Here is a 26,156-nt window from a genome sequence, read left to right as displayed (position 1 = left end):
TCTAACTAGATATGATGGAATGGATTGGTAGAAGCCTGACTTGCGACTACTTCTAGCGACCAAGCATTCTCTTCCTTCCATTCGTTCAAGAGCGCTGCAATTCTTTCCACAAAAAGCACTTCGATATAGTGTCCTGGATCCAAAGCTAATAAACCATCTGACAGCATATCTTGGGCAGTATGATAATAAATATCACCAGTGATATAAAGATCTGCTCCTTTTGCTAAAGCATCAGAATAGAAAGATTGCCCACTGCCACCACAGATAGCCACTCTTGAGATTGTCTTTTGCAAATCCTTCTCTTGATAATACACCATACGAAGGCTATCTAGACCAAAGACTTCCTTAACATGGTCAGCAAATTCCTTAAATTTTTGAGGTCTAATCGTTCCAATACGGCCAATCCCACGTTCAGGACCTGTTTCTTGTATATAGGTTGTATCTTTAATATCTAACAGTTGGCAGAACCAGTCATTGAGACTATTTTCAACAATATCAATATTAGTATGACTGACGTAGACAGCGATATCGTGCTTGATGAGATTGATATAAATCTGATTTTGAGGACGACTAGCTACCAAGTCCTTGATTGGACGAAAGATAGGGGCGTGCTTAACGATAATCAGATCAACACCCTTGTCAATAGCTTCAGCGACTGTCTCTTCACGGATATCAAGAGCAACCATGACCTTTTGAATTTCCTTGTCTAGGGTGCCAATTTGCAGACCACGACTATCCCCTTCCATAGAAAATTCTTGTGGGCAATAGGCTTCATAACGCTTAATCACTTCACTTGCTTTCATGGTGCACCTCCTTGATGGCTTGAATTTTTTCTGCTAGAACTTGACGTTCTTCTTGATTTTTTTCTGGAATTTGACTAAGGGCAAACTCAAGCTTAGCAACTTCTTTTTGCCATTTTTGGACGAAGACTGGACTGACTTCTTTGGACAAGAATGGACCAAAGCGGACATCAGTTGCTGATAGATTCATTTTACCAGCTTCTGCAACTATGATCTCGTAGAATTTCCCAGCTTCTTCTAGAATACTTTCTGCTATGATTTGAAAACCATGTTCTTGTAACCAAGAACGCAACTCGTCTTCTCGATTATTGGGTTGAAGAATCAAACGCTCAACAGTAGCAAGTTTGTCTAATCCGTCTTCCAAAATCGTAGCAATCAAACGGCCACCCATTCCAGCAATAGTGATGACAGATACCAGATCACTTTCTTCAAATGCTGCTAAACCATTGGCTAAACGAACCTGAATTTTCTCAGTTAAACCATGACTTTTAACATTTGTAACTGCAGATTGATAGGGACCTTCTACAACCTCTCCTGCAATGGCACGATCGATGTGACCTTTTTCAACCAATTCAATGGGTAGATAAGCATGATCACTCCCGACGTCCAGTAAAACGGCTCCTTGAGGTACAAAAGAAGCTACCATTTCTAATCTCTTCGAAATCATTTTCTCTCACTTTCCAAAAGTCTATTTCTCTTTATTATACCATATTTTGTCTAGCAATCCTGTACCTAAAAAAGACCGCAATCATGGATTGCAGCCTTTCTTTATCTTCTAGCTTGATAACGACTTGTCAGGATGAAAATCACAGTAAAGATGAGCATCATGATGCCATAGACAGGTAATGTTTGTCCTGTCAGTGTTGAAATTTCAAGTAGTTTTTGGATTCTTGGGAATAGAGCCGTTCCAAGGAAGCCACCAACTGACCAAATAATCAAGAGGACACGCCATAGACTAAATGGCAAGCAAGCTCTAACTACAGACATGAAACCAATCGACGCTAGTAGATAATACAGAAGAGTCGAAATTTCAATGGCTGACCAGCCTTGACTGGTTCCAAAAATTTTAACAAAGAGAACACTAAAGACTACCATCAAGGCACTTGGTAGTGCACGGAGCATGGATTTTCTGAGGAAGTTTTGTTCGACTGGTTTAATATTTCGCTCAAAGGTCAATACGAACGGTGGGAATCCTTCCACAAACTGGTCAATCATGGTAATCTGAATCGGAATGAATGGGAAAATTAAAATCCATTCAGTACGTCCCAACAAAGCACTTGCAATACAGATGACTGCAAGCAGGAAGGAATAGATGGTCTTAATCAAGAAAATCGGAGCAATGTGGGCAATGTTATTGACCACACGACGACCTTCAAAGAGAATCTCAGGAACATCATTAAAGTCTGAGTTCAAGAGGACCAGATTTGCAATCTGACGAGTCGCTGGATCTCCTTCAGCCATCACGATGGAACAGTCTGCCTCGCGGAGAGCAAGGATATCATTGACACCATCTCCTGTCATTGCAGTCGTATGACCTGCTTTTTTCAACGTTTGGATGATCAGTTTCTTTTGATGAGGAGAGACACGTCCGAAAATCGCTGTCTCCTCAGCCATAGCAACCAACTCTTCATCAGTAATTTTCGAGCAATCTACGTAGCTGTGGTAGTCTGCAAAACCAGCTTTTTGAGCAATACTTGAAACGGTAACTGGATTATCACCAGAAATAATTTTCAAGCCCACTTCCTGAGAACGAAGATAGTCTAGAGTTTCAGCCGCCCCTTCTCGGATTGGATCTAGAATTTCAAGCAAAGCCAAGGCTTGAATATCAGATGGCTTTTGTGGCTTGTGGTGATCAAGTTTTTCTTGACTGAGGGCCAGAACTAAGACACGAGATCCTCGTTCAAGAGCTTCTCTAGCCTCAGGAACTTCAGCATTCAACAACATCTCAGGTGCACCTAGGAAAACAGTTCCGAGACCTTCCAACTCCATTGCTCCCCATTTACGATCGCTTGAAAATGGAAGACTAGAAATCATCGGATAAGCTACTTGACCTTGAAAACGTTGACGGATAGCTTGAGCTGTAGGATTTTTATCCTCGCTGTTTGCCATATAGCTGGTTAGTATGTCGGCAATAGCATCCTTGTCATAAGCCTGGGTCAGAGGAAGAACAGTCTCAACCTGCATCTTCCCTTGGGTGATGGTACCTGTCTTATCCAAGCAGAGCATATCCACGCGCGCTAGGGTTTCAACAGAGTACATCTCCTGCACCAAGACCTTTTTCAAACCAAGCTTGATAACAGCGGTTAAAAGAGAGGTAATGGTCAAGAGGGCAATCCCCTTAGGCAACATTCCCAAAAGAGCTGTAGAGGAATTCACTACAGAAGACTTCAGTGGTAAACCTTTCAAGACCAAAGCTTCAAGCAAGAGGGCAATTCCAAATGGAATGATGATTTTCCCAGTAAAGCCTGCAAGCTGGTCTAGCGATTTCATGATGCGTGAGTTGATCGGTTTAACTGTCTTAGCTTCAAGCATGAGTTTGGCTGCATAGTTATCTGCCCCTACATGATGAACTTGAGCAAAGACAGAACCACTGGCAAGAAAACTACCTGACAACATTAAGTCTTCTACTTCTTTTTGCACCAAGTCGCTCTCGCCCGTTAACATGGCTTCATTGACTTCTGCAAAGCCTTCTAATACAATCGCATCACTTGGAATTTGATCCCCTGCAGACAAGCGAATCACATCATCCAAAACAAGCTCTTCTGGATCCAAAGCAATCTCTTGTCCATCACGGATAGTCGTAATCTTTTCTTTATTCAAGAGATTGAGTTTATCAACCATATGTTTGGCACGTAGCTCGGTTACAATTCCTGAAAAAGCATTAAAACAGATAACTGCAAAGAAAACCAAGTTGCTCCAGGCTTGAACAAAAGCGAGCGCTAAAGCAATAGCAAAGTTTAAAGCATTAAAGAGAGTAAAAACATTTCGTTTTACAATCTGCCAAGTACTGGTACTAGCTGATGCTTTGAAATCATTGACCTGTCCCTGTTTCTGACGTTCATTAACTTCTGATTGGCTTAAGCCTATAATTTTATTTTTATCCATAAATTCTATCATATCATTTTTTTAAAAATAATTCTAATTTCATATGAAGAGCAATTCCGCCTAAACAAAAAAACATTTGCTTGTCCTAGTATGATAAGGTATAATAAAAGAAAGAAAATTGAAGGAGACACCATGTTTTATACTTATCTTCGTGGGCTGGTTATGTTGATTCTTTGGTCTATCAACGGTAATGCTCACTATCATAATACTGATAAAATTCCGAGTCAAGATGAAAACTATATCCTAGTTGCTCCCCATCGTACTTGGTGGGATCCTGTCTACATGGCATTTGCGACCAAACCAAAGCAATTTGTCTTTATGGCTAAAAAGGAACTTTTCTCTAATCGAATCTTTGGTTGGTGGATTCGAATGTGTGGTGCCTTTCCTATTGACCGGGAAAATCCTAGCGCTTCTGCCATTAAGTATCCTATCAATGTTCTTAAAAAGAGCGACCGATCTCTCATCATGTTTCCAAGTGGTAGTCGTCATTCTAACGATGTCAAAGGTGGCGTAGCTCTGATTGCTAAAATGGCCAAGGTTCGCATCATGCCAGTTACTTACACTGGCCCAATGACCTTAAAAGGACTCATCAGTCGCGAACGTGTCGATATGAACTTCGGAAATCCTATCGATATCTCAGACATTAAGAAAATGAATGATGAAGGAATTGAGATGGTTGCTGAACGTATCCAATTAGAATTCCAACGTCTAGATGAGGAAACGAAACAATGGCACAATAACAAAAAACCAAATCCTTTGTGGTGGTTTATTCGCATACCAGCACTGATTCTTGCTGTCTTAGTTGCGATTGTTACCATCATCTTTAGCTTTATTGCAAGTTTTATCTGGAATCCAGAAAAAAAACAAAATCAATTAGGTTAGAATAAAATGGCTGAGGGATATTCTCTTAAGCCATTTTAGTTTGACTGACAGCTGATTACTTTTAAATAAAACATTTTATTGACAAAGATTTGATTCTATAGTATACTTTTTAAGTAAGCTGATTTAGCTCAGTAGGCAGAGCGCATCCATGGTAAGGATGAGGTCGCCGGTTCGATCCCGGCAATTAGCATTGTTCATCAGTTCCTTGGTATAGGAACTTTTTTTATTGACATTTTATTGTCCTTATAGTAAAATAAAACTTGCGATGAGTCGATATGTAGCGAGAGCTACTATTGAGCAAAGGAGGTCATAACGCAGGAGCGGACCTTGAGAAATTGTGTGAACCGGTTTCTCACATGGAGATGCCTCTCAGGCTTTCTGGTTTTTCCAGAGAGCTTTTTTTTATTTTCCTAAACACTATTAAATACTATCTTTTAGCAATCCTTTCTGTCCAAATAGCAATAAGCTCAAGCAACAATCAAACACTTATAGACTTATTATCCAAAAAATCCTAGCTAGGTTTAGTCATAAAGATACAAAGATGAGCAATGAAATCTCTAATTACAGCAAAAGGTATAAGGGAAGCTGTTTTATATACCTTAGTATTGAAAGGAAAATGATATATTTTGCCCCTCGTCACAAAAAAAGACCTATCACACAAGCTAGAAAGCTTGATATGATAGGCTTTTTAATATTAGATTAACGTACAGTGCGGATACGCATTGTGTTAGTACGAACTGCTTCACCAAGTGGCACACCTGCAACGATAACGATATCGTCACCAGATTGTACAAGACCTGCTTCAACTGCTTTACGTTCAGCAATTTCAAACATGTCATCAGTTGATGATGGAGCTTCTGTCAACATTGGGATAACACCCCAGTTCAACATCAATCCACGTTCTGTCAATTCGTCAAATGTCAATGCCAAGATATCAGCATTTGGACGATATTTAGAGATCAAACGTGCTGTGTGACCAGTCTTAGTAAGAGTTACAACCAATTTGATGTCCATTGAGTTTGTAGCGTCTTTAACTGCTGAAGCCATAACTTCTGTCTTAGAGTTACGTTCAAATGAATCTGAATTCAAACGTCCGTATTCGTTAAGAAGCGTTTGAGCGTTCTTATCGATAGTTGCCATTGTACGAACAGACTCAAGTGGGTATTTACCATTTGCTGACTCACCTGAAAGCATTGTAGCATCAGTTCCGTCGATAACAGCGTTGAATACGTCTGATACTTCTGAACGAGTTGCACGTGGTTTTTCAGTCATTGTTTCAAGCATGTTTGTTGCAGTGATAACAACTTTACCAGCAGCATTCACTTTAGTGATGATCATTTTTTGGTAAACTGGAACCATTTCAAATGGTACTTCGATACCCATGTCACCACGAGCGATCATGATACCGTCAGCAGCTTCAATGATTTCGTCCAAGTTATCGATACCTTGTTGGTTTTCGATTTTAGCGAACAATTGAACGTGACCGTTACCAGTTTCTTCACAGATTGCACGAACTTCGTTAACGTCTTTTGCAGTACGTACGAATGAGATCGCGATGAAGTTGATACCTTGTTCAAGACCGAAGCGGATATCAGCGTTATCACGTTCAGCAAGAGCTGGGAAAGGAATTTTAGTGTTAGGGATGTTTACACCTTTTTGTTTAGCGATAACACCGTCGTTTTCAACTTCAACGACAAATTCACGAGTTGCATCGTCTTTTTCTACAACACGAAGACCAAGTTTACCATCGTCAACCAATACTTGGCGACCAACTTCAACGTCATCATAGATGTCAAGAGCTCCAGCAACGTTCAAAGCAATCACTTCACGAGTTGATTTGATACCTTGTTTAGTTGCAACACGGATTTTTTCACCAGTTTTGTATGAGTACTCTTTAGCTTCACCTTCAAACAATTCAGTACGGATTTCTGGTCCTTTAGTGTCAAGAAGGAAACCAACTTTTTTACCTGCAAGTTTTTCTGCAAGTTTAACAGTTGCCATACGGTCACCTTGTTCTTGGTGGTCACCGTGTGAGAAGTTGAAACGGAAAGTGTTAGCTCCTGCTTCAATCAATTGAGCAATGTTTTTAGCTGAAGCTTCAACGTCAAGTTTTTCACCCCAATATCCGTCTTCACCGAATTTTTTACCACCACGGATTTCTACCGCAGGACCCAAAGTTGCAACGATTTTTACACGTTTGTTCATGATTTTTGTGACTCCTTTATATAATTTGACCTTTTATGGTCATTTTACCAGTTTAGTTAAAGTTGATTATGACAAGCTCTTGTTCAAAGCAGAAAGTTCAAGGTCAGCTTTATGAGGATTGTTAACAACAATCTTACCATCAGCTGTTAGGCTAAACAAAGCTCCTTCTTCTGCAGTTCCAAGAATTGGATTTTCAACCATTTTCTCGTTACGGATACCAACAGCGACACCACCGATTCCTTGTTTAAGAAGTTTAACAGCGTGTGCTCCCATACGTGACGCCAATACACGGTCACGAGCAGTTGGAGATCCACCACGTTGGATATGACCAAGTTCAGTTACACGAAGGTCGCTTGTATCTCCAGCTTCTTTTAGTTTTTGACCAAATTCAGCCGCTGACATAACACCTTCTGCCAAAACGATAATGTTGTGTTTCTTACCGTGTTCATATCCAGCTTTGATACTTGCTACGATGTCTTCCATCTTGAAGCCTTCTTCAGGGATGATAATTTCATCAGCACCAGTGGCAATACCAGCCCAAAGAGCGATATCTCCAGCATTACGTCCCATAACTTCAACTACGAAAGTACGACGGTGACTTGATGAGGTATCACGAATCTTATCGATGGCATCCATTGCAGTTGTAACTGCAGTATCAAATCCGATTGTGAAATCAGTACCTACGATATCGTTATCGATTGTTCCTGGAAGTCCAATAGCAGGGAATCCATGCTCAGTCAAGCGCATTGCTCCGTGATAAGAACCGTCACCACCGATAACTACGACACCTTCGATACCGTGTTTTTTCAACTGCTCAATCCCTTTAAGTTGACCTTCGAGTTTTGCAAACTCAGGATAACGAGCAGAGTGAAGGAAAGTACCACCACGTGAAATGATGTCTCCCACTGAAGCAGCATCAAGTGGATAAATTTCGCCTGCAACCATACCTGCGTATCCATCATAGATGCCAAAAACTTCCATTCCTTCTGAGATTGCTTGACGAACTACTGCACGGATGGCAGCATTCATACCAGGGGCGTCTCCACCACTAGTCAAAACAGCAATACGTTTCATTTGGTTTTGCTCCTTTTTCTTTTAACATTCTAACTGATTATACCATAATTAAAGTTAAAATTCTTTTATTTTCATTGATTTTTAACGATAAATCGTTTTCATAGTTATTTGACTCAAAGATTCCTGCAAACTAACATCTTTTGCAACAAAATAACCCGGCAAAAGAACATTTTTTTGTTCATTTTCGTAGCGAATAATGACTGGAATTTGTCCCTTGTATTGTTCTAAAATATGATAAATTTCAGAATCATGTTCATGATCAGCAGCCTGAATCCAAAATCGTTCACTCACTGCTTCTTTTAGATTATTTAATACTAACTGAAGGCGACCGTCTCTTGCCTGCACTTTTCCATTAAGGTAGTAAAATCTTCCTTCATGTAAGAGATTGTTAAATTGACGATACTGGTCAGAAAAAACTGTGACTTCAAGCTTCGTTTTACTATCACTAACTTTCAGAAAAGCCATGTTTTCACCTTTTTTAGTACGAATGACACGAATGGATTCTATCTCAACGAGTACTGTAGCTGTCTGTCCTTCAGATAGTTCAGACAAACTCACAATTGGATAGAGGGGATTCTTTGCTAAAACCAGTAAGGGATGCGGACTGATACCAACTCCAAGCCACTCCTGTTCCTTACGAAACTTCTCGACTTGCGTAAAATCCTCACTCTCAAGCCAATTGTAGCTATTATCTGCAAACAAACTCCCCAATTCTTCCACAAAAATAAACAAAGTAGGTAAATTGGATAAGATTTTTTGGCGATTTTTTTCAAAACTATCGAATAAACCAATCTCGACTAGGGGAGTTAAAAGACTCAACTTCTGATAATTTTTAGGCAAGCGAGTGACAAAATCTTCAACACTACTAAAAGGACGACTCTCTAAAATCCAATAGGCAAAATCTCGAGGCATCCCCTTGATACTCTTAAGTCCCAAGTAAATAGTCTTGTCTGTCAATTTATCCTGATATGGGATTGTATTGATAGAGAGTGATATCAGTTCAAAACCCATTTCAAGGGCATCGAGAATATAATCTCCACTGGCATAGTTGAGCATGACTTGATAAAAGATTTCTGGGTAATGTGTTTTAAAGTAAGCAAGTTGAAAAGCTAAAGCCGCATAAGCATAAGCATGTGATCGGTTGAAACCATAACCAGCAAATTTTTCCATGACAGCAAAAACCTGCTGAGCCTGTTCCTTTCCATGACCTTTTTCGAGTGCACCTTGGATAAAACTCTCTTCCATTCGGTGCATCTCAGCTGCGTTCTTTTTACCCATGGCACGACGTAAAATGTCGGCCTTCCCAAGGCTAAAACCAGCATATCGCTGAGCTACTTGCATCACCTGTTCTTGGTAAAGCATAATTCCATAAGTTGGAGCTAAAATATCTTCCAAAACTGGGTCCAGAACCGTCACCTTTTCTTTACCATGTTTTCGAGCCACAAAGTTATCAATATAGTCGCTCGCACCTGGTCGGTTTAAAGAAGTTGTTGCTACTACTTCTTCAAAGTTTTGTGGCTTCACTCGTTTCAATAAACGGATAGCTCCAGGTTGTTCAAATTGAAAAATCCCCTTGGTCTTTCCAGCTGCAAAGAGGGCTAAAGTTTCCCTATCCTCAAGGTCAATTTCCTCAATCCTTAGCTGAATTCCTTGAGTTTCAAATAAGAGATCCTGCATTTTTTGAGCGAAAGTTAGGTTTCTTAAGCCCAAGAAATCCATCTTGAGCAAGCCATTTCCCTCGACTCCATGAGCATCATACTGGGTAATGAGCATATCCTCACCATACTTAAGAGGAATATAGTCCGTCAGATTTTTATCACTAATCACGACACCAGCAGCATGGATGGAAGTCTGTCGAGGATAGCCTTCTATCTTTTTGGCAATTTCAAAAGCCTTTTGGTACTCAATCTTACTTTGAATCAGTTGTCTAAATCCTAGATTGCCTTCATAGGCGCTTGTCAAGGTATCTTTGAAACCAATTTTCTTGGTTATGGATGTCAACTCGTACTCGGGAACACCATACCGTTTAAAAACATCTCGGATAGCCTGTTTGGCACCAAAAGTCGAGTAGGTGACTATCTGAGCAGCGTGAATACTACCATAACGGTCACGAACATAGCGTATAAATTCAGGACGATAGATATCGGGAATATCGATATCGATATCAGGCATGGTATAGCGTTCACGATTTAAAAAGCGCTCAAAGATAAGATTCTTAGCTACAGGATCAATACCAGTAATATTTAAGGCATAGGCCACTAGACTTCCAACTGCAGACCCACGTCCCATTCCCATATAATATCCCTGAGAACGACCAAAACGTAAGAGATCCCAGACAACCAAGAAATAGTCATCGAATCCCATGTCATGAATCACAGATAGTTCTTCTTCCAAACGAGCCTGATAAACTGAATCGAGTAAGCCTTTCTGTTCCAAGCCCTTAATAGCTCTTTCGCGCAACTCTTCAACAGCAGGACGCTCTGGATTGAAACGTGGAAGCTTGAGACTACTATCAATCTCATAAGTAGTTGCTCCAATCAGTTCAGAAAGATTTTCTAAGGCTTGCGGAAACTTTTCTTGAAATACTTGCTCTAAGCGATAAGCAGGTAAAAACAAGCCTTGTTGCGATTGAACATCTACCTCTCGCAAGATCACATTTTCCTTAATCGCCTTGAGCATTTGAAGCGTTTCTAAATTCTCAGATTCGAAGGAATTAACACGATAAAGTGGGAGAATGGAGTGAGAAAAATTCGACTGAGGTGTATCTGGATACACTCCGATATAATAGTCATGCCCTAAGTCCAAGGAATCAATTGCAGAATAATAGGGAACAATAACACAAACATCTTCTAGATAGGGAGAAAAATCAGTCCATTCCTTTTTACCTGTCATTTTTAGAGTCGAAAGCTTCATGAGATTTCGATAGCCATGATTTGACAAGGCTAAAAATCGAAGGTTGACGAGTTCCTCCTTATGATGAACGGTCACCTCAAGACCTAATACAGGCTGAATCTCCTGCTTTTGGCACTCTTTGATAAAATAATAAGCTCCATATAGATTGTCAACATCCATGATTCCAAGTGCTGAGTAGCCGTATGCTTTTCCTTGATCAACATACTTCCGAATGGAAATCATACTCTCCATGAAACTATAAACCGTTTTTGTATCAAGTTGTGCAATCACTCGCTATCACCTCCCTTTTTCTCCTTATATTATACCATTTTAAAAAATAGAAAAACAATTTCTTTCTTCCCTTGAAGAAAAAAGAACCACAGTTGAATTAACCGTGATTCCCACTTATCAATCTATTTCCAAGATAGGATTTGTAGTTGTTAAGTGGCTGATCTTACCACTGACACCGAAATATTTACCAATTTTAGTATGTAGTTCTAGCATTGCTTCCCGAGCTCGTGATGCCTGCTCTTCATTGATAGCTTCAATGACTAAAATAGCATCTTTGGTTTCTTGCGTTAACATGGTTCTTTGGGCTTCACGCCAGTTTAAACAGCGACAAACCGCACCGTGGCCATCAAAATAAATCATTTCATCAGCTAATGCAGAAGCCTCACTTTCAGACCCTAGTGGAAGAAGGATTCATTCCCTTGAGCTCTTCCTTGACTCACACGCTTTAATAAACCTTGAATAGAAGAACGAGCACATTTTTTGGTTTTGAATTTTGTGAATGCCTGACGCCATTCTTTTTCTTTCATTCTGCTACAAATTAAAAAAACGAGTAGCATACAAGCTACTCGATAGGAACTATAATGAATTCTCACGAATTACTTCTACCTTGTATCCATCTGGATCTTTGATAAAGTAATAGTTTGGTTGAGTCCCTGGAAGTCCATTAGGTGCTGTCACTTCATAGCCTTTGTCGCTATGTTCTTTATGAAGAGCCTCAAGATCAGGTGTGCTTAAGGCGATGTGAGCAAAACCGTCACCGACAACATAAGGTCCGTGATCATAGTTGTAAGTCAACTCTAACTCATAATCATCACCTTCAAGTCCAAGATAAACAATCGTAAAAGCGTAGTCTGGAAAGTCTCTACGACGCAATTCCTTAAAACCAAAAGCATCTTGATAAAAAGCGATTGATTTTTCAAGATTTTCTACTCGCAAGCATGTGTGTAGCATTTTTGAAGCCATTTTTTTCTCCTTTGTTTAAAAAAGACTGGGACAAACTTGCACCAGTCTTATGAATAATTATTTACCAAGTTTTGCTTTAGCTGCATCTGCAAGAGCTGTGAAAGCTGCTGCATCGTTAACAGCCAAGTCAGCAAGCATTTTACGGTTAACTTCGATCTCAGCCAATTTCAAACCATGCATCAATTGTGAGTATGAAAGTCCGTTCAAACGAGCTGCCGCATTGATACGTGTGATCCACAATTTACGGAAGTCACGTTTCTTTTGACGACGGTCACGGTATGCATAGTAGTAAGAGTTCATTACTTGTTCTTTTGCAGTACGGAACAAGATGTGTTTAGCTCCATAGTAACCTTTTGCTAATTTAAGAATACGTTTACGACGTTTGCGTGATACAACGCCACCTTTAACACGTGCCATGTTTTATTTCCTCCAAATATTTCCTAGAATTGTTTACTTACAAATACGCGATTATTTCAAGCGAGTAAGCATTGCTTTGATACGTTTGAAATCTCCTGAATGCACCATAGATGCTTTACGAAGATGACGACGTTGTTTTTTAGTTTTTCCGTGGAAACGGTGAGATGTGTAAGCACGGAAACGTTTAAGTCCACCAGAACCTGTACGTTTGAAACGTTTAGCTGATGCGCGGTGTGTTTTTTGTTTTGGCATGATTTTTTCTCCTTTATTTAACTTTCTGACAATTATTTTTTGTCAGTTGCTGGCGCCAATTGCATGAACATTTGGCGTCCATCCATTTTAGCACGTTGTTCAATGATAGCAATATCTTGAGTTGCTTCAGCGAACTCGGCTAAAACTTTTGCACCAATCTCTTTATGGGTGATCATACGCCCCTTAAAGCGAATAGATACCTTCACTTTGTTTCCTTTTTCAAGGAACTTGCGAGCATTGCGAAGTTTAGTTTCGAAATCACCCTTGTCGATAACTGGGCTCAAACGAACTTCTTTCACGGTCACAACGCTTTGTTTTTTGCGTTGCTCTTTTTGTTTCTTCTGGTACTCAAATTTGAACTTACCGTAGTCCATAATTTTCGCAACAGGAGGTTTAGCTTGAGGTTGAATGAGAACCAAGTCCACATTAGCTTCGTCCGCAAGTGCTTGCGCTTCGCTTAGTGGTTTGATACCCAATTGCTCACCTTCAAGACCGATTAAGCGAACTTCGCGTACACGAATTTCATCATTGATGAATAAGTCTTGCTTTGCTATGGTTTTCACCTCTTTTTTTAATTTAGAGAAAAACAAGAGCGGACTTGCTAACGCAAACCCGCACTACATGATTGTATTTCATTTCTGAAATTTGATCCGTAGGGGCCAGACAACGTTAGTCGCAAGGCGAGAAGTTCTCACTTCTGCTTTTCTCAACTTTTATATGATATCAAGTTTTCCCCTACTTGTCAAGATTAAAACTATCTTTTTTTAATTTTTTTAAATATTTGCCTACTGAGAACTTACTGGTTACGAGAATAGTAAATCTCATGTGGCTTCAAACGAGTGTTGAGTAGATCTGATACAGTCACAAAACTATATCCTTGTCCCTGTAGATACTCAATTACTTTTGGTAGTGAATTAACAGATGTTTGATGGATATCATGCATCAAAATGATAGAGCCATTGCTTACCTGACGCTGAATTTCTGTCAAAATCGCAGCTTCATTTTTACTCTTCCAATCCAAACTATCCACATCCCACATGATAAAGCTTAAATCAAGGCTATTACGAATATCATCTGAGATTGCACCGTATGGTGGACGCATCAATTTAGAGCTTTTGCCAAGAACTTTTGTAATAGCATCTTCGGTATCTGTAAGCTGTTTCTTAGCATCTTCCAATGACAGTTTTGTTAAAACCGGGTGATTCCAACTATGGTTTCCAACTTCATGACCTTCAGACTGCATACGTTTAAGAAGCGACTCATTACCTGCAATATTCTTTCCTTGTACAAAGAAGGTTGCTTTGACTTTGTATTTGGCCAAAATATCTAATGCTTGTGGAGTTGTATTTCCATCCGGTCCATCGTCAAAGGTAAGAGCTACTACTTTTTTATTTTTCTCAGCCTGAGCCTTCTTATAAAGTTCTGCATCCTTTTCAGTTAGATAGGACGATTGGATAACATCAAAGAAGTCTGAAATAGGCAAAGCTATTTCTTCTACATTATTGGTTGCTTTGATTGGATAAAGAACCAATTGACTATCTTTGTAAGCAAACTTCCAAGATGATAAATCGCTAGCTGAAAAATCGGCTATTACTTGATCAACAAGAGTTTGTTCAATCTTTTTATCTTGGAGCGTTGACTTGATATCCTCAAGAAACTTCTCTTTAGCTTTGCTAGCATCTGTAAAGAGCTGATCTAATGTAAACAGGGTCCCATCTTCCTTAAGATAAAGCTGATCTAATGAGATATTTTCTAATTCCACAACAGTAGAATCACTCAGGTCATAGGCCTGTTTTTTTACAAGATGGCTCTCCACACCTTTGATGGAAGAAGAATCTTTTTCAGAGTAGTAAAAAATCAAATGTTCTTTATCTTCTACCTTATCCGTAATATCTTTTACAATGATATCCTGAACAGAGGTAATCACCTTGTCCCCCGTCATAGGATAGTAAGTGATGATTTCTGCCTGCCCCTTACGAAAATGATCTTTCTGACTTCCTTGTGAATAGGAATCATCTTTTTCCTTTTTCAGTGCTTCAATTTTTTGCTCAAAAGCTTGCTTCGTCAAGACTTTATAAGCAATACCAGCACCTAATGTTAAGATTGTGAAGAATAGAAGCCCCACAATAATCCACAAATTTCTTCTCTTCTTGTCGTTTGCTTTACGGTTTGTTCTTTTTTTTGTCATAGTTTTATCATATCAAATCAGGCCTATAATTTCAATGATAAATAGGAAAATGTCCATTTTTTCAAAAAAGATAGGTAAAAGAAAGAGGTTGGGAAAAAAGATCCCTACCTCACTTTTTATTTACAATCAAACTTTGATGCGGTAGCTGATTGGACTTTTTGTTCGTCTTTTAGGCTCCAAAAACTCCTAATCATCTTCGCGGGGCTGGGACTACGAAATCGAGACTTTGTCTACCGATTTCTGTCCCACCGCCTTTTCTTAATTAAAATCGAATGATTTCTCTTGTTTTTTCATATGAGGAAACAAAGCGATTTGTTACCCCTGGTTCAGCAACTTCCAAAGCTTGGGAAATCTTTTCGAAAGATGCTTGATAATCAAAGGCATTTTCAAAGATTTCTAAAGATTCATGGAAGGCTTGTTGAATCCCTTCATCAAATGATCTGTAGCGATTAGAATATTGAAGCAATTGCTCTGTCAAGGTTGCATATTGCACAATACTGTAAGTTTCTGTTTCCAAAACTTCCATATCATGTGATGCGATTTCTAGGATACGATTAACAGACTCAATGTTGACTTGTGACTGTTCTAACTCTGCCATCAAATCCTCAGTACTATGGCTAGCAGCAAAGAACAATTTCAAGAAGTTCTGTGGAATTCCTGGAAGATTTCTCTTTTCCATGTAGCGCTTAATCGTGTGGAGACGATTTACGTAAACATTTGCCTTTTGACGAGCATTAACATCATCTTTTTCAATCTGTACTAAACGTTCGCTCACTGAAACTTGATCATCTTCAATTTCTTTTAATGTAGCTTGAACATTTTCTAAACGTTCTTCCAATACAGAGTAAGCTTCTGAATATTCCTCTTGTTCTGAAGTCAAATCGCTAACTGTAAGTTCTAGGGAATCCAAATCCACTTGAAGACGACGAACATGATTGACATCACTCTCAGCCATCAAGTAGGTCTTGCTCAAACGCTCGATATCTTTCACCAAGACTTGGTTGTTGTCTTTTAAATGGTCAAGGTAGGTTGGAAGTGTTGACAACAAGTTTTCAACAACTTTTTGAGAAGCAATCTCTCGTGTGAAAATATTATAGAGAGCATTGATTTCTTCTTGAATCTGATTATTTTCATATTCAGCATTGTCCAATTCCAATTTTTTAATATTTTCTTGGTTATTTTTCAAGGCTTCATACAACAACTGCAAACGTGATTCAATGTCAGTTTCTACAAAGTGATAGTTGGCATCAAGCAACTTACGATAGCCAGCCTCTAGATCTTCAAGTTGATCAGGGAGTTCAGTAGTTAGTTTAGTAACAATTGCCGGAATTCTCTCTACGATATGTGTCAAAGCGAGAATATGGTTTTCCGCATTATCCAAAATTCCTGCTGCTTCAACTGGATCTCCTGAAGAGTTTAGAGTCACAAATTGAGAAAATTCTGATTGGATGTTCTCAATTTGTTTTTCAATTTCAAGGAGTGCTTGACCATATTTCTCAGAATCTTCCACGACCGATTTCTGTAGGCTTTCAAATAAATCTAAAGCATGCAAGACACGACCACTATTTTTGGATTCTTGTTTTTCTAGATCTGCCAAAGCATTTCGAATGGAAGCAATATCTTCTTCGATAAGGGTAATCTGGCTTTCGATTTGATCAATTTTGTGTTGAGCTTTCAAGAAACGGAATGAATTATTGTACCCTTCTGCTTCAAACAGATTATTCTCAATATCTGCAAATGAGTTGAGTGATAGGTCTACCCATTTTTGATTCCACTCTCTAAATGCAATCTGACTTTGACCAATCAGATGCATATTCTTAACAGCTTCTACTTCATCGTTAACTGGAAGGTTATACAACTCTTCCTTTCTTTCTTCTAATACTGCGAGCCTCTTTTCATTGCGTTTGCGTAACAAAACTGCCACAACATATGCAATAATCAGAAGAGCCGCGATTGCAATCATAGTAATAATCAACAGATTATCAGACATATCAAACTCCTTTTTATACATGAAACAATTGTAATGATTATATCATATTTTTCAAACCATGGGAACTATTTCCCAATTTTTTTAAACGTCAAGCGTACTGTAGACAGCATTTTCTTCGATAAATTCTCGACGTGGTTCTACGCGGTCACCCATGAGCATATCAAAGATTTTATCTGCTTCTGCAGCATCATCAACTGATACACGCGCCATGAGACGATGTTCTGGGTTCATGGTTGTTTCCCAAAGTTGATGGTCATCCATCTCTCCAAGACCTTTATAACGCTGAATAGTTGGTTTTGAACGTCCTTCACTATAGCGAGCTAAGGCTTCCTGTAGACGGATTTCTTGATCTGCTCCAGGTTGGATGTATTCTTTAATTTCACTGCCGACCTTAACACCGTAAATTGGTGGTTGAGCGATATAAACATAACCTGCTTCTAAAACGGGTTTCATATAACGATAAATCAAGGTTAACAAGAGGGTACGGATGTGAGCTCCATCGACATCGGCATCCGTCATGATAACGAGTTTTTGGTAACGGGCCTTGCTAACATCAAATTCAGCACCAAAGCCTGTTCCCATAGCTGTGAAAAGGCTACGAATTTCTTCATTGGCAAGGATTTTATCCATGCTGGCCTTTTCAACGTTGAGGATTTTACCGCGAATTGGTAAAATCGCTTGGAATTCACGGTCACGACCAGACTTTGCAGAACCTCCCGCTGAATCTCCTTCGACGATGAAAAGTTCAGTCTCAGCTGGATTGTTTGAAGAACAGTCTGCTAATTTCCCTGGAAGATTTGAAATCTCTAGACCAGATTTCTTCCGAGTAACCTCACGCGCACGCTTGGCTGCTACACGCGCCTTTGCTGCCAGAATCCCTTTTTCAACAATCCGCTTAGCAATCTGAGGATTTTCCATTAGAAAGTCTGAAAATGCTTCACTAAAGAGACGATTAGTAATCTTGACAACTTCACTATTTCCAAGTTTAGTTTTCGTTTGTCCTTCAAACTGAGGATTTGGATGTTTCACAGAGATAACGGCAGTCAATCCTTCACGGACATCCTCACCTGTCAGATTATCTTCATTGTCTTTGAGGAGTTTGTTTTTACGAGCGTAGTCATTGATGACACGAGTTAGGGCTGTACGGAAACCTTGTTCATGTGTTCCACCCTCATGTGTATGAATGTTATTGGCGAAACTCATGACATTTTCATGGTAGCCAGTTGTGTACTGCATGGCTACTTCAACTGTGATGTCATCCATTTCTCCATCAGTGTAGATTGGCGTATCAAAAATGACATCCTTGTTTTCATTGATATACTCAACGTAACTCGCAATCCCACCTTCGTAGTGGTAGTGTCTTGTTTGTTCAAGTCCCTCACGTTTGTCAGTGATGGAAATTTGAAGGCCACGATTCAGAAAGGCGAGTTCTTGGATTCGCTTGTTTAATTTATCAAAATCAAAAGTTGTTGTTTCTGTAAAAATCTCTGGGTCTGGCGTGAAGTGTACTGTTGTACCTGTTTTATCTGTATCTCCAATCACCTCAAGGTCAGCAACAACATGTCCACGACGGTATTCTTGGTAATGGATTTTTCCATTTTTGTGAACACGAACATCCAACTGAGTTGAAAGGGCATTTACAACCGATGAACCTACACCGTGGAGTCCACCTGAAACCTTGTAACCGCCACCGCCAAATTTACCTCCAGCGTGAAGAACGGTAAAGACTGTTTCAACGGCAGGACGGCCTGTCTTTTCTTGAATATCAACAGGGATACCACGTCCATCATCAACAACCGTGATAGAGTCATCTGGCTCAATAAAGACCTGAATATGACTAGCAAATCCCGCCAAGGCCTCATCGATAGAGTTATCAACAATTTCCCAGACTAGGTGGTGAAGACCTTCTTTTGAAGTCGATCCGATATACATTCCAGGACGCATACGAACGGCTTCCAGACCTTCCAAAACTTGAATCTGACTGGCATCATAATCCTGTGCCTGTTGGTTTTTGATTTCTTCTGTCATTTTTTCCCTTTTTCTTAAATTTCTAATACTTGTCTCAATGTCACGATATTTTTAAAGAGATGCGTCGCTAAGCCTGCTGCTTGTCCAGCTTCAATATCGATAGAACGGTCACCAATAACGATACCAGAACTAATCTTATACTTATCTCGCAAATAGATCATAGACTCTGGATTTGGTTTTCTCTTAAAACCAGAGCTAGCTGTTACTACTTCTGTAAAATAGCCAGCAATACCTGTCTTTTCAAGAATATCCAAAACTTGGTCATTGCGATGCGAAACTAAAAAGTTCCGTCCTCCCTGGTCTGAGATTTCCTCCAATAAAGCAGGTACTCCCTCAAACAAGGCAGGATGCTCAAGCTCTCGCGCTTCATTTTCCTTGTATTTTTCTAAAAAATGCTCTATTGTTGGGGCAAATTGGTCAATCGCAAAAGCAGTTGACACTTTCAAGGCATTGTAAACTTTATCATGTTCTTCTTCGATTCCAAATTGAGCTAATGTTTCCACAAAAGCCGCGGTCGAAGTCTCATAATTATCAAGTAAAGTTCCACCTAAATCCCAGATGTAATCGTGATATTTCATACCCTTCATTATAGCATTTTTTTATCAAAAAAGCGACGATTTCCTTCTATTTTAACAGTAAAAAACGAGAAGAATCCCCTAATTGATAGATTCCTCTCGTTTTAGTTAATCTATTCCAAACACATCACGATAGAGCATGGCTTCTCTCAAAGCATTTGCATCTCCACCAAGTTGTTCTACTAAATTATAAGCAAAGGCAAGGGCAGTTGCTGGACCGCGACTGGTAGTCAACTGACCATCGACAACTACTGTTTCCTTGCGATAGTGACCATCAGCAATTTGCTCTTGGACACCATCATAGCAGGTAAACACTTTATCCTTGAGGAGACCAGCTCGATTCAGTACAATTGGTGCTGCACAAATGGCTGCTACTTTTTTACCAACTTGCTCAAATTTTTGAAGTTCAGCAATCAATTGCTCATTATCACGCAAGTGAGCTGAACCTGGCATACCTCCTGGTAAGACAATCATGTCGTACTCAGATAAATCACCATCAAACACACGATCTGCTTGTACTTGGATGTCATGTGATCCCGTCACTCGGGCTTCAAAACCAACCATATGACAAGCAATATTGGCACGACGTAATACGTCCACAACTGTTAGAGCTTCGATTTCTTCAAAGCCATCTGCTAAGATAACTGCTACTTTAGCCATGATTTACTCCTTATTTAACTTTTTTCAAAACAACTTTCTTCCGTTTAAATCTTGTCTTACCGCTCTTTTCTTCGGCTAGATGCGTTTGATAACTCATTGATAAAAGCAATCCAACACCAATCAGATTACTGATAATGGCTGATCCCCCTTGGGAAATGAATGGCAGAGGAATCCCAGTCAAAGGGAGGAGGCCTGTCACTGCACCAATGTTTTCAAAGATATGGAACAAGAGCATCATAATGAAGCCAGTTGAAATGTAGGTATAAAATTGATTATTGGACTTCAGAGTGATTTTTAACATTCGATAGATAAGTAGGAGATAAAGCGTAATTACGAGGACAGAGCCGATAAAACCAAAATCTTCTGCAATAACTGTAAAAATCATATCACTCTCACGAACGGGAATGAGGAGATTGGATACATTAAATCCTTGACCAAATAAACCTCCACTTCCGATGGCGATTTGCCCTTGGGCCTGTTGATAGGTGGTCGTTTGTGCATAATCAAAGGGATTGAGCCAAGCAAGGATACGGTTGATCTGATAGGTTGGCATCCCAATCTGATGCATAAAGGCACGCCCATCTTTAGTGATGAAAATTGCCAAAAATCCTGCAATTCCTGACACAACTGTCGCAAAAATTGGAATGATAATTTTCCAAGAAACACCAGAGAGCAAGACGAGTCCAGCAAAGATGGCGACAAAAACCAAGGCCGTTCCTAAGTCACTCTGCAAGGCCAGTAAAACTAAGACTGGCAGTGTGAAGACAATCAACCACAATATCAAGTGAAAGTCAAATGCAATCGTACGTTCTTTTTCCTTATGTTTTTGTGTGAATTGGACAACGACCCGAGCCAAGATTAAAATATAGGAAATTTTCATGAATTCGGAAGGTTGGAAAAGTGTCACTCCTCCAATTGACACCCAGTTTTTAGCCCCTGTTGCCGCCACTAAATTAGGATTGTAAAAAATCAAGGGTAAAACCATAAGGGCTAGACCTAGAGCGTAGAGATATGGGGTCGCCTGCCATAAAAATTTTGTATTAAAAAACATGACTACAAAGCTGATGACAATTCCCAAGACGATCCATGCTAGTTGCTGACCGAGAATAGGCCAAATATTTTGAGGATAGTCATGACTGACAGCTATGTAAATAGCCACCACTCCAATCACCAGCAAACAGAATACTGGTAAAATCAAACTGTAATCGACCCGAGAGTCGAGAGAACGTTTCATAAAGGTCTCCTTCATTCTTTCAGATGTTTATTTTATTTTGTGTGTAAAAATTCTTGAACTTTTGAGAATACTTGCTCTTTGCCAACTTCTCTCACTCGACTAGTCTGTGACAAGGCCTTGCTAATCTGCTTTCCATATCGTTTGCTTGTCATTCGGCTATCCAAGATAAGGACAGATGAGCGCTGTCCAAGACGACGCATGGTTCTACCAATCGCTTGTTTGAGGCGAATAATAGCCATCGGCAGTTGATAGTCATAGAAAGGATTTTTCCCTTCAAGACGCAGTTCCTGATTCATTTTTTTCGTAAAGGGATCTTCTGGATTTTGGAAGGGCAAGCGTGTCACCACTTCAATCACTCGAGGATGAGTCGCAAAATCAACTCCTTCCCAAAAACTACCTGTCCCTAGTAAGAGTTGAGAGTCTCCTCTTTCAAATCGTTTCTTGAGTTGAGCAGGATCTCCGTTCTTATACTGGGCTAGATGAGAAAGAGATAGAGAGTCTGATACCTGCAACAAAAGGTCTTTTGAAGTAAATAAAACGAGCATGGCTTCCTCAAGATAGGACAAATCTTCCAGCACTTCTACGAGAGCCTGAGCATAGTCTTCTTGAGAGGTTTCTGTCACCAATGGAAAATCCTTGACGACCAAAATTTCTTGATTTTCTTGAAAATTCTCATCCAATTTATCAAAAGCTGCATGTGGGAATCCCATTAGTTCTGGTAAAGATACTCTGCTACTAATTTCCAAGGTTGCAGAGACAGCTAAGAGTTGACAGCTTTCTGGAAAGATCTCCGAAAAGAGCAGACGTTGATTGCGACTGGAAGAAATGACAACCTTCTTGCTAGACAAGTCTGAGGCTGATAGCCAAAATTCTCCATCAGTGCAGAAAAATCGCTGATAGTCCTGAAAACCTTGAACTTCTAACTCTGAGAAATCCTGTTGGAGTTGTGCCATGGTTGTCGCAGGGCACATTCTACGCTTACCAGATAGGAACTGATCCATCAAGTGACAAAGCTCAAAGCGAATACTCTCCATCAAGCGTCTCTGAAGCGTCCCTTCTTCTCGAACTAGGGCTTGATCTAGTTGGTCTACTATGTCGTTTAATACGAAACTCTTCTGCGAAAGATTTTCCAAAGTTAATAGGATCTTCTGGGCTTCATCCAAGATCAAGAGACGGCCCTCTAACAGACTGGGATCGTCCTCAAGTCGGGTAACGAGATAAGCATGATTGGTCACAAGTAGCTGGCAAGAGCGAGCTTTTTTCTGCCCCCGTCTCCAAAAATCCTCTAGCCAAAAGAGAGAGGCTTTGGGAAGGTTCCCATCATGTACCAAGTTTGGTAAAAACTGCTGGTAGCGATAAAGCTGACCAATCTCATCTAAATCTCCAGTTTCTGTTTCAGTCAACCAAACTAGAAGTTGCATCTTGAAACGTGTGTACAAGCGATTGGACTCTTCTTCCTCTAGCGCTGCATGAAAGGCATCTAATTTTAAGTAATTTTGTGGTCCTTTCAGACTATGAATTGAAAGGTGAAAGACCTCTTCCAATCTACGAGCCTCTTCTTGCATCACTTGATTTTGTAGAACTTTAGTAGGAACACTGAGGAGGATTCCTTTTTCGTTTTCTAGTGATAAGGCTGGCAGGAGATAGCCGTAGGTTTTTCCAATTCCAGTCTGAGCTTGCACAAAGGCAATTTTCTCATTCTGTAGAAAATCTTGAACCTTTTGAGCAAAGCTAGCTTGCGGGGCTCTGTCTTCCAAATCCAACAAAGCAATATTGGTCTGGAAATCTTTTGATAGTTTTCGTGGAGAAAGGGCTGGCTTTTCTTTTCTTAAAAATAAACCTTGCACCTCTACCAAGTCATGTTCAACTAGGATCGACTGCTTCTGATAAACTTCCTCAATGACCAGATAAGACTCATATAATAAACCATCTGACAAACTTAACAAGCGCTCCAATAAGCCTTTTGGCAGTTGAAACATTTTTTGTCGCATACAGAGAAAGAGTTCTGCTGTTGCTTGAGCATCTGATAGGGCCGTATGGGCTTGTTCTAGTGAAATACCCAACTCTTGACAGAGAATTCCAAGATTATACTTCTCAAGTTGAGGATAAAATACTTGAGCCAACTCAACCGTATCGATACGAGGAGTGCGTAATTCATAACCTTCAAAAAATAGGAATTCTGCCAACAAATTGGCATCGAACTGGACATTGTGCGCAACAAAAACACCGTCCTTGACCAAGTCAAAAATTTTTCCAGCCACCTGAGAAAACTCTGGTGCCTCTGCCAGTCGCTGATCGGTCAAACCCGTTAAGTCTTTGATATGAGAATCCAAGGGTTCGTGGGGATTGATATCCGTGGCATATTGGTCAACAATCTCGCCATTTTCAATGACCACGATTCCTACTTGGATAATTTTTGCCTTGCTTCCGGTACTGGTCGCCTCTAAATCCACGACAACGTACCGATCATTTCTAAAATTCATCATTAAAAATTATATCAAAATTTACAGCATTTGACATCCATGAACTTTATTGGAAGGGTCAAGTTTCTTGCAAGTTTTTTCAAAAAATGATTGAATAGAAGTGTAGAAAAGGAGTGACATCATGAACCCATTAGATTTGTTTAATCAAGTAAAAGAGCTAATCGAGAAAAAAGATTTGGCTGCCGCAAAAACCTTTGTCGAAGCAAATAAGGACCAACTCGGTGAGTATCTTAACCAAGCACAAGTTTTGGTTTCAAGCTCAGAAGGACTTAACGGTCTTGTAAATAAGGTCAAAAGCCTCTTCTAATAGTCAAAAGGCACCTGAAAACCTCAGGTGTCTTTTTGTATTTTCTTCATGAATGCTGGGATATGTTGACTAATCGTGGTTGGCAGAACTACAAAATTGTCCTCAGCCAGTTCTTGGGCAATTGCTGAATGTAAATAAGTCGCTACCGTCACTCTTTCATAGAGACTTGCTTGTGGGAATTGACCTGCAAAACCGGCAATCATCCCAGCTAAGGTATCTCCCATTCCTCCAGTCGCCTGATAGGGACCTCCAACACCCAGCTGATAAAAATCAGCTTGATCAGCTTGCCAGATTCGAGTCGCAGGACCTTTTTGGACTAAAATCGTTCCTGAAGGAAAACTCAGCAAAGCCTCTCTTGTTTCCTCGGTTCCATGGGAATCCAAATCTAAGCCTGACAAGACTTGCCATTCCCTTAGGTGAGGCGTTAAAACAAGCTGAGCTTTAGGAAATTTCATTCCCGTCTTCGCTAAAATGGATATGGCACCACCATCCAGTATGAGAGTCTGGTCTTGATTTGAATGATGAAAAACTGTTTGGAGTAGCTGTTCTCCGCGCCCATTATCCACTAACCCAGGTCCAACCAAGACAATGTTAGCCTTCTGCAACTGTTGCTCAAGTAATCGCTGATCATCAAGGCCAAAAGCCATAACCTCCGGCAGATGGCTATGTAGAGCTGGAATATTCTCTTTATCCGTAGCTACTGTAACCAATCCTGCGCCACTTCTAACAGCCCCTAAGGCAGCCATAATAATGGCTCCCCCATAGGGATACGTCCCCCCAATCAAGAGAAGACGACCATAGTCTCCCTTATGACTAGAACGAGAACGCTCGATGATTACTTTTTTTAGTAGAGCTTGATCAATCTCTCTCATACACTACCCCTTCAACTTATCCTTACCATGCAGTACTTGATTAACCTTAGTATTCCAAGCCTGTAACCCTTCTCCCTCATAGTCTAGGTAAATCACTCTATCTTGTAATTGACAAGGAATCAAACCTTCAAAACAAGACTTATCTTTTGAAGGAATAACACACAAATGAAGAAAGGTATCCAAATCTAAACTATCTCTTACCTTCGCAACATGATAGCCATCAAACATATAGCCTGGTGCTTGAATTAATTCTTCATACAGAAAATGAAAACTAACGCCAGGAATGAACTTTTCTTGTAATTCCTCCTCAGACGGTGCCCGTCCTAACAAACGCTCCATAGCGAGTCGGTAACCCGAAGTCGTATTAGACCATCCGAACATAATATAGTCAAAATAGTCTGCTGGATCAGAAGCTGCATTACGACTATCTGTAACTAGCTCAGCCCCACTTTTACCAAATACTTTTACCGCCGACATGAGTTTTCCAGTCTGAAAAATAGCCTGAGCCACCTCAACTGTGCAAGTATGACTACAATAATTTGAAGTAACCAACTTCCTCTGGATATCATAGGTAGAAGCTACAAGCCAATGACTTGGTCTGTACGGAGGAAAAAAGCTATGCCCTTGCAAGTAATCATGAACTCGTATATTAAATTCATGATTCTCACATTCCACAATGGTCTGACGATGATGGTCCTGTTCGTAAGCAATAAACTTTGCTAGCTTCTCCAATTCCCATTCTTTAATCTGAGGATAGTTTTCAAGAGCAAATTGATACATCCCATCCCACTGGAGACTAAAATCTGCATTACAAACTTTTACAATCATGGTCCTTCTCCTCACATTCTCTTACTTTCATTATACACCTCACTACCCAATTAATAAAGGAGAAGACTATGCTATCTTCTCCTTCTTTTATAATGATTAGCTTTTTCAGA

The 26,156-nt window shown here is 39.9% G+C and carries 21 protein-coding genes, 1 tRNA gene, 1 pseudogene and 1 other annotated feature; of the genes and pseudogenes, 3 read left to right on the top strand and 20 right to left on the bottom strand.

Annotated elements, in window-relative coordinates; all coding sequences use genetic code 11:
- Nucleotides 1-5: 5 nt before the first annotated feature.
- From HMPREF1116_RS10750 to HMPREF1116_RS10740, 3 genes are all read right to left on the bottom strand, one after another.
- Nucleotides 6-803 carry a Nif3-like dinuclear metal center hexameric protein gene (locus HMPREF1116_RS10750; RefSeq protein WP_000647628.1) on the bottom strand — a complete coding sequence of 266 codons (798 nt, stop codon included), beginning with the start codon at nt 801-803 and terminating at the stop codon, nt 6-8.
- Nucleotides 790-1,467 carry a tRNA (adenine(22)-N(1))-methyltransferase gene (locus tag HMPREF1116_RS10745; protein ID WP_007555963.1) on the bottom strand — a complete coding sequence of 226 codons (678 nt, stop codon included), beginning with the start codon at nt 1,465-1,467 and terminating at the stop codon, nt 790-792. Before HMPREF1116_RS10745 ends, HMPREF1116_RS10750 begins: the two co-directional genes overlap by 14 nt.
- Nucleotides 1,468-1,568: 101 nt before the next feature.
- Nucleotides 1,569-3,905 (bottom strand): cation-translocating P-type ATPase, encoded by a 2,337-nt coding sequence (locus tag HMPREF1116_RS10740; RefSeq protein ID WP_000360029.1) that lies wholly within the window; start codon nt 3,903-3,905, stop codon nt 1,569-1,571.
- 132 nt (nt 3,906-4,037) lie between these two features.
- On the opposite strand from HMPREF1116_RS10740, the gene HMPREF1116_RS10735 reads away from it, so the two are divergent.
- Together HMPREF1116_RS10735 and HMPREF1116_RS10730 are read left to right on the top strand one after the other, a co-directional pair.
- Complete coding sequence (locus HMPREF1116_RS10735) at nt 4,038-4,787, top strand: lysophospholipid acyltransferase family protein (RefSeq protein ID WP_000500175.1); 750 nt, start codon at nt 4,038-4,040, stop codon at nt 4,785-4,787.
- A 117-nt stretch (nt 4,788-4,904) separates the two neighbouring features.
- Nucleotides 4,905-4,977, top strand: a tRNA-Thr gene (locus HMPREF1116_RS10730).
- A gap of 509 nt (nt 4,978-5,486) precedes the next feature.
- Here the strand turns inward: HMPREF1116_RS10730 and pyk are convergent.
- The 15 genes and pseudogenes from pyk to HMPREF1116_RS10655 form a co-directional block, all read right to left on the bottom strand.
- On the bottom strand, nt 5,487-6,992 hold the full coding sequence (gene pyk / locus HMPREF1116_RS10725) for a pyruvate kinase (RefSeq protein WP_001042821.1): 1,506 nt from the start codon (nt 6,990-6,992) through the stop codon (nt 5,487-5,489).
- A gap of 66 nt (nt 6,993-7,058) precedes the next feature.
- Nucleotides 7,059-8,066, bottom strand: coding sequence for a 6-phosphofructokinase (gene pfkA / locus HMPREF1116_RS10720; RefSeq protein WP_000820873.1), 1,008 nt, complete (start codon nt 8,064-8,066; stop codon nt 7,059-7,061).
- An 81-nt stretch (nt 8,067-8,147) separates the two neighbouring features.
- The gene (locus tag HMPREF1116_RS10715) at nt 8,148-11,249 is read right to left on the bottom strand and encodes a DNA polymerase III subunit alpha (RefSeq protein WP_000561490.1); all 3,102 of its coding nucleotides are present in this window, start codon (nt 11,247-11,249) and stop codon (nt 8,148-8,150) included.
- A gap of 117 nt (nt 11,250-11,366) precedes the next feature.
- Nucleotides 11,367-11,767: pseudogene (locus HMPREF1116_RS12015) on the bottom strand (phenylalanine--tRNA ligase beta subunit-related protein); the annotation flags it as partial.
- A gap of 58 nt (nt 11,768-11,825) precedes the next feature.
- Complete coding sequence (gene gloA / locus HMPREF1116_RS10705) at nt 11,826-12,212, bottom strand: lactoylglutathione lyase (RefSeq protein ID WP_000157160.1); 387 nt, start codon at nt 12,210-12,212, stop codon at nt 11,826-11,828.
- Nucleotides 12,213-12,269: 57 nt separating this feature from the next.
- Nucleotides 12,270-12,629: a 50S ribosomal protein L20 gene (gene rplT / locus HMPREF1116_RS10700; RefSeq protein ID WP_000124830.1), complete on the bottom strand. Its 360-nt coding sequence runs from the start codon at nt 12,627-12,629 to the stop codon at nt 12,270-12,272.
- 51 nt (nt 12,630-12,680) lie between these two features.
- Complete coding sequence (rpmI, locus tag HMPREF1116_RS10695) at nt 12,681-12,881, bottom strand: 50S ribosomal protein L35 (protein WP_001125942.1); 201 nt, start codon at nt 12,879-12,881, stop codon at nt 12,681-12,683.
- Nucleotides 12,882-12,913: 32 nt separating this feature from the next.
- On the bottom strand, nt 12,914-13,444 hold the full coding sequence (gene infC / locus HMPREF1116_RS10690; RefSeq protein ID WP_000848177.1) for a translation initiation factor IF-3: 531 nt from the start codon (nt 13,442-13,444) through the stop codon (nt 12,914-12,916).
- A 15-nt stretch (nt 13,445-13,459) separates the two neighbouring features.
- Nucleotides 13,460-13,590, bottom strand: a sequence feature (ribosomal protein L20 leader region).
- 87 nt (nt 13,591-13,677) lie between these two features.
- The gene (gene pgdA / locus HMPREF1116_RS10685) at nt 13,678-15,069 is read right to left on the bottom strand and encodes a peptidoglycan-N-acetylglucosamine deacetylase PgdA (RefSeq protein ID WP_029694782.1); all 1,392 of its coding nucleotides are present in this window, start codon (nt 15,067-15,069) and stop codon (nt 13,678-13,680) included.
- 262 nt (nt 15,070-15,331) lie between these two features.
- Nucleotides 15,332-17,059: a septation ring formation regulator EzrA gene (gene ezrA, locus HMPREF1116_RS10680; RefSeq protein WP_001282633.1), complete on the bottom strand. Its 1,728-nt coding sequence runs from the start codon at nt 17,057-17,059 to the stop codon at nt 15,332-15,334.
- Between the two features lie 81 nt (nt 17,060-17,140).
- Nucleotides 17,141-19,087, bottom strand: coding sequence for a DNA topoisomerase (ATP-hydrolyzing) subunit B (gene gyrB / locus HMPREF1116_RS10675; protein WP_000134067.1), 1,947 nt, complete (start codon nt 19,085-19,087; stop codon nt 17,141-17,143).
- Nucleotides 19,088-19,101: 14 nt separating this feature from the next.
- Complete coding sequence (locus tag HMPREF1116_RS10670; RefSeq protein ID WP_007555957.1) at nt 19,102-19,665, bottom strand: HAD family hydrolase; 564 nt, start codon at nt 19,663-19,665, stop codon at nt 19,102-19,104.
- Between the two features lie 105 nt (nt 19,666-19,770).
- Complete coding sequence (locus HMPREF1116_RS10665; RefSeq protein WP_001140916.1) at nt 19,771-20,322, bottom strand: DJ-1 family glyoxalase III; 552 nt, start codon at nt 20,320-20,322, stop codon at nt 19,771-19,773.
- A gap of 10 nt (nt 20,323-20,332) precedes the next feature.
- Complete coding sequence (locus HMPREF1116_RS10660) at nt 20,333-21,556, bottom strand: FtsW/RodA/SpoVE family cell cycle protein (protein ID WP_000830648.1); 1,224 nt, start codon at nt 21,554-21,556, stop codon at nt 20,333-20,335.
- A 32-nt stretch (nt 21,557-21,588) separates the two neighbouring features.
- On the bottom strand, nt 21,589-24,042 hold the full coding sequence (locus HMPREF1116_RS10655; RefSeq protein WP_000980873.1) for a bifunctional DnaQ family exonuclease/ATP-dependent helicase: 2,454 nt from the start codon (nt 24,040-24,042) through the stop codon (nt 21,589-21,591).
- Nucleotides 24,043-24,160: 118 nt separating this feature from the next.
- On the opposite strand from HMPREF1116_RS10655, the gene HMPREF1116_RS10650 reads away from it, so the two are divergent.
- A complete protein-coding gene (locus tag HMPREF1116_RS10650; protein ID WP_001068556.1) occupies nt 24,161-24,346 on the top strand; it encodes a hypothetical protein in 186 nt (61 codons plus the stop codon).
- Nucleotides 24,347-24,369: 23 nt separating this feature from the next.
- Here the strand turns inward: HMPREF1116_RS10650 and HMPREF1116_RS10645 are convergent, their stop codons facing one another.
- Together HMPREF1116_RS10645 and HMPREF1116_RS10640 are read right to left on the bottom strand one after the other, a co-directional pair.
- The gene (locus HMPREF1116_RS10645) at nt 24,370-25,218 is read right to left on the bottom strand and encodes an NAD(P)H-hydrate dehydratase (RefSeq protein ID WP_001206769.1); all 849 of its coding nucleotides are present in this window, start codon (nt 25,216-25,218) and stop codon (nt 24,370-24,372) included.
- Between the two features lie 3 nt (nt 25,219-25,221).
- Complete coding sequence (locus tag HMPREF1116_RS10640) at nt 25,222-26,046, bottom strand: hypothetical protein (RefSeq protein WP_000636156.1); 825 nt, start codon at nt 26,044-26,046, stop codon at nt 25,222-25,224.
- Nucleotides 26,047-26,156: the final 110 nt, after the last annotated feature.

The sequence above is a fragment of the Streptococcus sp. SK140 genome (assembly GCF_000259525.1).
Taxonomy (GTDB): domain Bacteria; phylum Bacillota; class Bacilli; order Lactobacillales; family Streptococcaceae; genus Streptococcus.
Note: the sequence above shows the minus strand (reverse complement) of the source record. Positions and strands in the feature narration are given on the sequence as shown.

Excerpts from the sequence above, each read along its gene's own strand:
- HMPREF1116_RS10655 (WP_000980873.1), bottom strand. The coding sequence starts at position 24,042 with ATGATGAATTTTAGAAATGATCGGTACGTTGTCGTGGATTTAGAGGCG.
- gyrB (WP_000134067.1), bottom strand. The coding sequence starts at position 19,087 with ATGACAGAAGAAATCAAAAACCAACAGGCACAGGATTATGATGCCAGT.
- HMPREF1116_RS10750 (WP_000647628.1), bottom strand. The coding sequence starts at position 803 with ATGAAAGCAAGTGAAGTGATTAAGCGTTATGAAGCCTATTGCCCACAA.
- ezrA (WP_001282633.1), bottom strand. The coding sequence starts at position 17,059 with ATGTCTGATAATCTGTTGATTATTACTATGATTGCAATCGCGGCTCTT.
- pfkA (WP_000820873.1), bottom strand. The coding sequence starts at position 8,066 with ATGAAACGTATTGCTGTTTTGACTAGTGGTGGAGACGCCCCTGGTATG.
- pyk (WP_001042821.1), bottom strand. The coding sequence starts at position 6,992 with ATGAACAAACGTGTAAAAATCGTTGCAACTTTGGGTCCTGCGGTAGAA.
- HMPREF1116_RS10670 (WP_007555957.1), bottom strand. The coding sequence starts at position 19,665 with ATGAAATATCACGATTACATCTGGGATTTAGGTGGAACTTTACTTGAT.
- HMPREF1116_RS10660 (WP_000830648.1), bottom strand. The coding sequence starts at position 21,556 with ATGAAACGTTCTCTCGACTCTCGGGTCGATTACAGTTTGATTTTACCA.
- HMPREF1116_RS10745 (WP_007555963.1), bottom strand. The coding sequence starts at position 1,467 with ATGATTTCGAAGAGATTAGAAATGGTAGCTTCTTTTGTACCTCAAGGA.
- pgdA (WP_029694782.1), bottom strand. The coding sequence starts at position 15,069 with ATGACAAAAAAAAGAACAAACCGTAAAGCAAACGACAAGAAGAGAAGA.
- HMPREF1116_RS10650 (WP_001068556.1), top strand. The coding sequence starts at position 24,161 with ATGAACCCATTAGATTTGTTTAATCAAGTAAAAGAGCTAATCGAGAAA.
- gloA (WP_000157160.1), bottom strand. The coding sequence starts at position 12,212 with ATGGCTTCAAAAATGCTACACACATGCTTGCGAGTAGAAAATCTTGAA.
- HMPREF1116_RS10645 (WP_001206769.1), bottom strand. The coding sequence starts at position 25,218 with ATGAGAGAGATTGATCAAGCTCTACTAAAAAAAGTAATCATCGAGCGT.
- HMPREF1116_RS10665 (WP_001140916.1), bottom strand. The coding sequence starts at position 20,322 with ATGGCTAAAGTAGCAGTTATCTTAGCAGATGGCTTTGAAGAAATCGAA.
- rpmI (WP_001125942.1), bottom strand. The coding sequence starts at position 12,881 with ATGCCAAAACAAAAAACACACCGCGCATCAGCTAAACGTTTCAAACGT.
- HMPREF1116_RS10640 (WP_000636156.1), bottom strand. The coding sequence starts at position 26,046 with ATGATTGTAAAAGTTTGTAATGCAGATTTTAGTCTCCAGTGGGATGGG.
- HMPREF1116_RS10740 (WP_000360029.1), bottom strand. The coding sequence starts at position 3,905 with ATGGATAAAAATAAAATTATAGGCTTAAGCCAATCAGAAGTTAATGAA.
- HMPREF1116_RS10735 (WP_000500175.1), top strand. The coding sequence starts at position 4,038 with ATGTTTTATACTTATCTTCGTGGGCTGGTTATGTTGATTCTTTGGTCT.
- rplT (WP_000124830.1), bottom strand. The coding sequence starts at position 12,629 with ATGGCACGTGTTAAAGGTGGCGTTGTATCACGCAAACGTCGTAAACGT.